Annotated in this window: 1 protein-coding gene; it reads right to left on the bottom strand. The window is 45.5% G+C overall.

Annotation, left to right across the window (positions count from 1 at the left end):
• The coding region (locus tag NG42_RS21715; protein ID WP_052903125.1) for a DUF3289 family protein at window positions 1-253 on the bottom strand (253 nt) is incomplete at both ends.

Below are 253 nucleotides of genomic sequence, written 5' to 3'. Positions count from 1 at the left end.
GTCGCCATGCCGATACTGCATATGGTCAATCAGTTTACCGATTAGCGCCTGATACTCGCCGACAAAAGAGAGGCTCTTTGATAAACTGCGGAACTCATCAAACAGTATACGGGCGCTTTCCAGTCGATTGGGAAAAGTAAAAGGGTTAACCCGCGAGGAGATATCATGCAATTTGTAGCGCTCTTTAAGCGCCTTTTCGCTGATATCGCCATAGTTCATATCATCAGCAAAGTAATCATCCATTTTACGCTGG

It is taken from the genome of Winslowiella iniecta, from assembly GCF_001267535.1.
Classification (GTDB): Bacteria; Pseudomonadota; Gammaproteobacteria; order Enterobacterales; family Enterobacteriaceae; genus Erwinia; species Erwinia iniecta.
This window is presented reverse-complemented; position numbering and strand designations above follow the sequence as displayed.